General features: G+C 69.7%; 7 protein-coding genes. All 7 read left to right on the top strand.

Going from position 1 to position 7,529, the window contains the following annotated elements; all coding sequences use genetic code 11:
* The first annotated feature begins 105 nt into the window (after nt 1-105).
* The 7 genes from WA805_RS25440 (at nt 106) to dprA (ending at nt 7,528) form a co-directional block, all read left to right on the top strand.
* A complete protein-coding gene (locus WA805_RS25440) occupies nt 106-768 on the top strand; it encodes a ribonuclease HII (protein ID WP_422278985.1) in 663 nt (220 codons plus the stop codon).
* A 5-nt stretch (nt 769-773) separates the two neighbouring features.
* On the top strand, nt 774-1,103 hold the full coding sequence (locus WA805_RS25435; RefSeq protein WP_422278983.1) for a DUF2469 domain-containing protein: 330 nt from the start codon (nt 774-776) through the stop codon (nt 1,101-1,103).
* Nucleotides 1,104-1,129: 26 nt separating this feature from the next.
* Nucleotides 1,130-1,861 carry an HAD family hydrolase gene (locus WA805_RS25430; RefSeq protein WP_422278981.1) on the top strand — a complete coding sequence of 244 codons (732 nt, stop codon included), beginning with the start codon at nt 1,130-1,132 and terminating at the stop codon, nt 1,859-1,861.
* Nucleotides 1,858-4,218, top strand: a complete 2,361-nt coding sequence (locus WA805_RS25425; RefSeq protein ID WP_422289392.1) for a glycoside hydrolase family 65 protein — start codon at nt 1,858-1,860, stop codon at nt 4,216-4,218. Before WA805_RS25430 ends, WA805_RS25425 begins: the two co-directional genes overlap by 4 nt.
* A 269-nt stretch (nt 4,219-4,487) precedes the next feature.
* The gene (locus WA805_RS25420; RefSeq protein WP_422278977.1) at nt 4,488-4,844 is read left to right on the top strand and encodes a YraN family protein; all 357 of its coding nucleotides are present in this window, start codon (nt 4,488-4,490) and stop codon (nt 4,842-4,844) included.
* Nucleotides 4,845-6,398: a YifB family Mg chelatase-like AAA ATPase gene (locus tag WA805_RS25415; protein WP_422339168.1), complete on the top strand. Its 1,554-nt coding sequence runs from the start codon at nt 4,845-4,847 to the stop codon at nt 6,396-6,398.
* The gene (gene dprA / locus WA805_RS25410) at nt 6,395-7,528 is read left to right on the top strand and encodes a DNA-processing protein DprA (protein ID WP_425243599.1); all 1,134 of its coding nucleotides are present in this window, start codon (nt 6,395-6,397) and stop codon (nt 7,526-7,528) included. Before WA805_RS25415 ends, dprA begins: the two co-directional genes overlap by 4 nt.
* Nucleotide 7,529: the final 1 nt, after the last annotated feature.

The raw sequence follows: 7,529 nt of genomic DNA, 5'->3' as shown, positions 1-7,529 counted from the left end.
AGCGTCGCCAAGGCGCCCGGCGCTAGCCGCGCCCGCGGGGCGGCGCGGACGGCTTTGCCGCCACCGAGCGGAGGCAGGCGCGGTTGGCGTACGCTGCCAAGTGAAATGGTCCAGCACGGGTACACGCCGCGGCGCAGCGCCGGGCTCGCCGCCTACGAGAACGTGCTCGCGCGCGCCGGGCTGGCGCCGGTCGCGGGCATCGACGAGGCTGGGCGCGGGGCATGCGCGGGGCCGCTCGTGGTCGCCGCCGTCGTGCTCGACCAGGCCGGGATCCGGCGGATGCCGCAGCTGGCCGACTCCAAGCTGCTCACCCCTGCCGCCCGCGAGGACGCCTACGGGCACATCATGCGGCACGCGGTGGACTGGCACGTGATCACGATCCCCGTCAACGAGATCGACGGCTTCGGACTGCACGTGTGCAACGTAGAGGGTATGCGCCGGGCGTTCGCGGGGCTGCGCACCGCGCCGGGATACGTGCTGACCGACGGCTTTCCCGTGCGCGGCCTTGGCTCACCCGCGCTCGCGGTGTGGAAGGGAGACCGGGTCGCCGCGTCGGTCGCCGCGGCATCGATCGTCGCCAAAGTGACCAGGGACCGGATGATGCTGGAGCTCGATGAGCGTTATCCCGAGTACGGCTTTTGCCGTCACAAGGGGTATGTAACCGTCGAGCACCTGCGGGTCCTGGATGAGCTCGGGCCGTGTCCCGAGCACCGCAGGTCCTTCCGGTGCGTGCCTGAGCCGGGGCACCTGCAGGTGGAGGGAGAATAGGGGACATGAGCGCGGAAGACCTTGAGAAGTACGAAGCGGAGATGGAGCTGCAGCTCTACCGCGAGTACCGCGACGTCGTCGGCCTGTTCACTCATGTCGTCGAGACCGAACGCCGCTTCTATCTCACCAACGACGTCGACTTGCAGGTGCGCGGCACGGATACCGGTGACGTGTTCTTCGAGGTAACAATGCATGACGCTTGGGTGTGGGACATGTACCGCCCGGCGCGATTCGTCAAGAATGTGCGGGTAGTCACGTTCAAGGACGTCAACATCGAGGAGCTGGCGAAGAGTGACCTCGAACTACCGGAGGACAAACCCGGTTTCTCGGGCTGAGCTTGCGAAGGGGCGGCGTTTCTTACGTGCTTGGACTGCCGGACGGGATAAGAGCCTGCCTCTTCGATATGGACGGGGTCGTGACCAAGACCGCCGTCGTGCACGCCGCGGCGTGGAAGGAAATGTTCGACGGCTTCCTGCGGGAGTGGTCGGCCAAGAACGGGACGCCGTTCGTGCCGTTCGAGTCGGCTGACTACGAAGAGTACGTCGACGGCAAGCCGCGGCTCGAGGGCACGAAATCGTTCCTCGAATCCAGGGGGATATCGCTCCCGGAGGGATCGGAAGACGACCCGCCGGGAGCGTCCACGATCCACGGACTGAGCAACCGGAAGAACGAGCTGGTCCTCGCGGTGCTGAAGCGGGACGGCGTCGAGGTTTACGAGGGCTCCCGCCGGTACATCGAAGCCGTCAGGGCAGCCGGGCTGCGCACCGCGGTCGTGTCGTCGAGCGCGAACACCGAAGCCGTCCTCGACGCGGGCGGCGTCGCCGCCCTGTTCGATGTGCGGGTCGACGCCCTGGTAGCCAAGAAGCTCGGGCTGCACGGCAAGCCCGCGCCCGACACGTTCCTCGAGGCGGCACGCATGCTTGGCTTCGCCGCCGCCGAGGCGACGGTCTTCGAGGACGCGCTGGTCGGGGTTGCGGCCGGCCGCGCGGGTAACTTCGGCTACGTGGTCGGCGTAGACCGGGTGGGGCAGGCGGACGCGCTGCGGTCGCATGGAGCGGACATCGTGGTCCAGGACCTGGGGGAGCTGCTGTGATCACTAACTCGCCCTACGGCGCCGAGCCGTGGTGCCTCACCGAGTCACACGTTGACCTGGACGTGCTCGCGCAGAGCGAGTCGGTTTTCGCCCTGTCCAACGGGCACATCGGCCTGCGCGGCAACCTGGATGAGGGGGAACCGTACGGGCTGCCAGGCACGTACCTGAACTCGCTGTACGAGGTCAGGCCGCTGCCGTACGCCGAAGCCGGGTACGGGTTCCCCGATGAGGGCCAGACGGTCATCAACGTCACCAACGGCAAGGTGATCCGGCTGCTGGTGAACGACGAGCCGTTCGACATCAGGTACGGGTCCGTGCAGTCCCACACCCGGACCCTCGACCTGCGCGCGGGCACCCTGACCAGGACGGTCGTGTGGACCTCGCCGGCCGGGCACACTGTCCAGGTCGAATCAGTGCGGCTGGTGTCGCTGACCCAGCGCGCGGTCGCCGCGATCAAGTACACGGTCAAGCCGGTGGACGAGACCCTGCGCCTGGTTGTGCTCTCGGAGATCGTGGCCAACGAGGAAGTGCCGGTCAGTACCACCGACCCGCGCGCCGCCGCCGTGCTGGCCTCGCCGCTGGTCAGCGAGGAACACCAGGCGTCCGACGGTAAGCACCCGCGCGCCGTTCTCGTCCACAGCACCCGGATGAGCAAGCTGCGGATGGCCTGCGCGATGGCGCACGACGTCAAGGGCCCGAGGCTGATGACGATGGGGACCGAGTCGTTCCCCGACCTCGGCCGGCTGACGGTCGCCGCCCAGGTCAAGGCGGGCGAGGAGCTCAGCCTCGTAAAGTACCTCGGCTACGGGTGGTCGTCGCAGCGCTCGCGGTCCGCGCTGGTCGATCAGGTCCACGGCGCGCTCGCCGCGGCCCAGCTGACCGGCTGGGAAGGGCTGATCAAGGAGCAGCGGGAGTACCTGGACTCGTTCTGGGAGGGCGCCGACGTCGAAGTCGACGGTGACGTCGAGATCCAGCAGGCAGTCCGGTTCGGCCTGTTCCACATCATGCAGGCGGGCGCCCGCGCCGAGTACCGGCCGATCCCGGCGAAGGGGCTGACAGGGAACGGGTACGACGGGCACACGTTCTGGGACACCGAGATGTTCGTGCTCCCCGTCCTGACGTACACCCTGCCCGGCGCGGCGGCGGACGCGCTGCGCTGGCGGTACCTGGTGATGGACGTGGCTCAGGACCACGCCAAGGAACTCGGCCTGGCGGGTGCCGCCTTCCCGTGGCGGACGATCCGCGGCCAGGAAACCTCCGGGTACTGGCCCGCCGGTACGGCCGCGTTCCACATCAACGCCGCCATCGCGTACGCGGCTATGAAATACATCGACGCGACCGCAGACGAGGCGTTCGAGAAGGAAGTCGGCCTGCCGCTGCTCGTCGAGACAGCGCGACTGTGGCGCTCCCTCGGCCAGCACGACGCCCAGGGGAAGTTCCGCATCGAGGGCGTGACAGGGCCGGACGAGTACAGCGCCGTCAAGGACAACAACGTCTACACGAACCTGATGGCGCAGGCCAACCTCTCCAGCGCCGCCGACCTGGCGGAAAAACTGCAGGAGGTGGCCCGCGAACTCGGCGTCACGACCGAGGAGGCCGCCGCGTGGCGGGACGCCGCCGCCGACATGCACATCCCCTTCGACTCCCGGCTCGAGGTCCACCCGCAGCACGACGGGTTCACCCAGTACGCCAGGTGGGACTTCGCCGGCACCCCGGAAGAGAACTACCCGCTGCTCCTGCACTACCCGTACTTCCAGCTGTACCGCAAGCAGGTCGTCAAGCAGGCCGACCTGGTACTGGCGATGCAGATGCGCGGCGAAGCCTTCACCCCCGAGCAGAAGCGGCGGAACTTCGACTACTACGAGGCGCTCACCGTCCGGGACTCGTCGCTGTCCGCCTGTACCCAGGCGGTGATGGCCGCCGAGGTCGGGCACCTCGATCTCGCCTACGACTACCTCGCGGAAGCCGCGTTCATGGACCTCCAGGACCGCGAGCACAACACCAAGGACGGCCTGCACATCGCCTCCCTGGCCGGAGCCTGGACCGCGCTGGTCGGCGGCTTCGGCGGGATGCGCTGCGGCTCTGGCCAGCTCATGTTCAGCCCGCGCCTGCCTCCGGGGATAGTGGGGCTGTCGTTCCGCCTCCGGTACCGCGACCGGATCGTGCACGTCGAGGTCCGTTCCCGCGAAGCCACCTACTCGCTGCTGTCCGGCGACTCCATGCCGATCACTCACCACGGCCAGCAGGTATCCCTTGGCACCGACCCGGTCACCGTCGACATTCCGCCGATCGAGCCGCTGCCCAGCCCGTCGCAGCCGGCTGGGCGGGTCCCGCAATCCCGCCGCAGCCGCCAGTAACTTTTATCCGGAACGTCCCCGGCCGACTCTGCGGCCGATCACTGCTCACCGCGCGGCCCGGCCGCACGATTTCCATGAATTGCCCGAAGCAAGCGTCTGCCCCGCGCCAAATCGCCGGGGGTCCCCCGGGCATTAGAACAGACGCCTACGACATTTCGGCTGACCTTTATCCACAGCCGGGCGGTTCTTAAGGATTCCTCCACAGCCGTGAATTCGGTGCTGCGCGGTGCTCGCGTGGCGAGCCATCGTCGTTGCTGGAGGTGATGACGATGGGCGCGAAAGACGTGCTAGGACGGGACGGCGAGCAGGCCGCGGTTACCTACCTTGAGGGTTGCGGTTTCCGGATCCTTGACCGCAACTGGCGGTGCGCCGACGGTGAGATCGACATCGTCGCGGTCGAGCGGCACACGTTCGTCGTCTGCGAGGTGAAGACCCGGTCCGGCACGCGGTACGGCACTCCGCTCGAGGCGGTCGGCCGGGCGAAACAGGCCAGGCTGCGCAGGCTGGCCGTCCGCTGGCTCACCGCGCACGGGATCCGGTTTGACCAGATACGCATTGACGTCGTTGGGCTGCTGCACGATAGCGCCGGCGGGTTCACGGTTGAGCATGTCCGGGGGGCGGTCTAGATGGCGCTCGCCCGGGCGCATTCGGTCGCGATTGTCGGCGTCGAAGGTCACCTAATCGAGGTGGAAGCGGATATCGCCCAGGGATTGCCCATGACGATCCTGATCGGCTTGCCTGATACGGCGCTGCGGGAGGCGCGGGACCGGATCCGCGCCGCGATCGTCAATAGCGGGGAGAGCTGGCCGCAGCAGAAGATCACCGTCGGCCTGTCCCCGGCCAGCCTGCCCAAACGCGGCAGCGGTTTCGACCTAGCCATCGCGGTCGCCATCATGACCGCTAACAATGCCCTGCCGCTGTCCGCCCCGGCGGGGAAGATGTTTCTCGCGGAGCTCGGCCTCGACGGGCGGCTGCGACCGGTCCCTGGAGTCCTGCCGGCAGTCATCACGGCGGAACCCTGCGTAGACACGGTCGTCGTAGCGGCGGAGAACGCGGCCGAGGCGAGGCTAGTGCCGGACGTCCGCGTGGTTGCGGCGGACAGCCTGGCGGAGGTGGCGATCTGGCTGCGCGGCGGGCCGGCCCCGACGCCGGCCCCGTCGCCAGCGCCGTCCCCGCGCCCTCGCGGTCCTGGCGGCAAGCCGGTCAGGGCCAGAGCGGTCCTGGATCTGGCTGATGTGCTTGGCCAGTCCGAGGCCAGGATGGCGGCTGAGATCTGCGCCGCAGGCGGACACAACCTGTCCCTGCTGGGCCCGCCAGGCGCTGGCAAGACGATGCTTGCGGAGCGGCTCCCGACCATCCTGCCGCGGCTGGACGCCGCCGCGGCCCTGGAAGTGACGTCGATCCACTCGGTGGCCGGCACGCTGGTGCCGGGGACGGGGCTGGTGGCAGAGCCGCCGTTTTGCGCACCGCATCACACGGCGAGCAAGGCCGCGATCGTCGGCGGCGGCAGCGGGCTCATCCGGCCAGGCGCGGCCAGCCTGGCGCATCGCGGCGTGCTGTTTCTCGACGAGGCCCCGGAATTCGGCCGGGACGTGCTTGACGCGCTGCGCCAGCCGCTAGAGGCGGGCGAGGTGGTGATCGCCCGCCAGGCGATGACCGCCCGGTTTCCAGCCCGGTTCACGCTGGTCCTGGCGGCCAACCCGTGTCCGTGCGCGAGGGCGGCCACGCCCGGCGGGGCGGCATGCGAGTGCAGCCCGGCGGCCCGCAGACGGTACCTGGGACGGCTGAGCGGGCCGCTACTGGACCGGGTCGACGTCAAGATCACCCTGGAGCCCGTCAACCGGCGGGAGATGCTGTATGACCGCAAGCACGCGGAATCGAGCGCGGTCGTCGCGGGGCGAGTCGCCGCGGCCCGCGACCGCGCCGCCAGGCGACTAGCCGGGACGCCATGGCGGCTGAACGCCGAGATCCCTGGCGCCGAGCTACGCCGGGCCTTCCCGCCCGAGCAGGGCGCGCTGAAGTCGCTTGACCGCGCGATGGAGCTCGGCCAGGTGTCCGCCCGCGGTGCCGACAAGATCGTCCGGGTGGCGTGGAGCGTCGCCGACCTGGCGGGCAAGCCCTGCCCTGGCGCCGGAGAGATCGACGTCGCGATCGCGCTATGGCTGGGAGTGACCAAGTGAGCGCCGCGCTAGACGAGGGGTCCTACGCCCGCGCCGCGCTCACGTACCTCGCCGAACCGGGAGATCTCAGGCTGGGCGCCCTGGTCCGAGACCGCGGAGCGGCGAGCACACTCGCGGCGATCAAGAAGGGCGAGTTCCCCGGTCTTGCCTCGCCAGACGCCGCCGCGACACGAGCCATGCGGCGCTGGCAGGTGCGGCTGGCTGAGGTCCCGTCGCCAGACGAGGTGGCTGGCTTCTGCCGCGCAGGCATCAGGGTCGTCTGCCCCGCAGACCCGGAATGGCCCGCACAGCTCAGCGACCTAGGCGACGCGCAACCGTACGCGCTGTGGCTGCGCGGCAGCGCAGACCTGCGGTTCAGCTGCCTGCGTTCGGTCTCGATCGTGGGTTCCCGGGCCGCGACCGCCTATGGCTCCTACGTCGCGTCCGAATTCGCCGCCTCGGTTGCCGCGCGCGGCTGGGCGGTGATCTCAGGCGGCGCCTACGGGGTCGACGCGGCGGCGCATCGCGGCGCGCTCGGCGCCGAGGGCGTGACCATCGCCGTGCTGGCCTGCGGGGTAGACATGCCCTATCCGGCCGGCCACAAGGAACTGCTCGACGCGATCGCCGCGCAGGGAGTGGTGGTCAGCGAGTGGCCGCCGGGCGCTAATGCCACCAGGCTCAGGTTCCTCGTCCGCAACCGGGTCATCGCGGCGCTGGCCCCGGGAACGCTCGTCATCGAGGCGGGCCAGCGCAGCGGCGCGCTGAACTCAGCCCGGCACGCCCGCGACCTGAGCCGCCGGCTGATGGCGGTGCCAGGACCGGTCACCTCCGACCTGTCCGCGGGGTGCCACCACATCATCAGGGAGTGGCAAGGCACGCTCGTCACCAGCGCCGCCGAGGTCATTGAGTGCCTGTCCCCGATCGCTGCCGCGTCCGGACTGGCGCCGCCAGCGGTGCTGGGCCGCGACGCACTCGACCCGGAGACAGCCGCGGTACTCGACGCGCTGCCATCGCGCGGCGGCACGGGCCCGAACCGGATAGGACACCGGGCCGGGCTCGAACCCGGCACGGTACTGCGCTGCCTCGGAGCACTGGCGGCAGCGGGTTTCGCCGAACGCTGCGAGCAGGGCTGGCGGCTCCGCCGCTCTTGAC

Origin of the sequence: Trebonia sp. (assembly GCF_049794275.1) — a bacterium.
Classification (GTDB): Bacteria; Actinomycetota; Actinomycetes; order Streptosporangiales; family Streptosporangiaceae; genus Trebonia.
The sequence above is the reverse complement of the archived record's forward strand: the minus strand, read 5'-3'. Positions and strand labels throughout refer to the sequence as shown.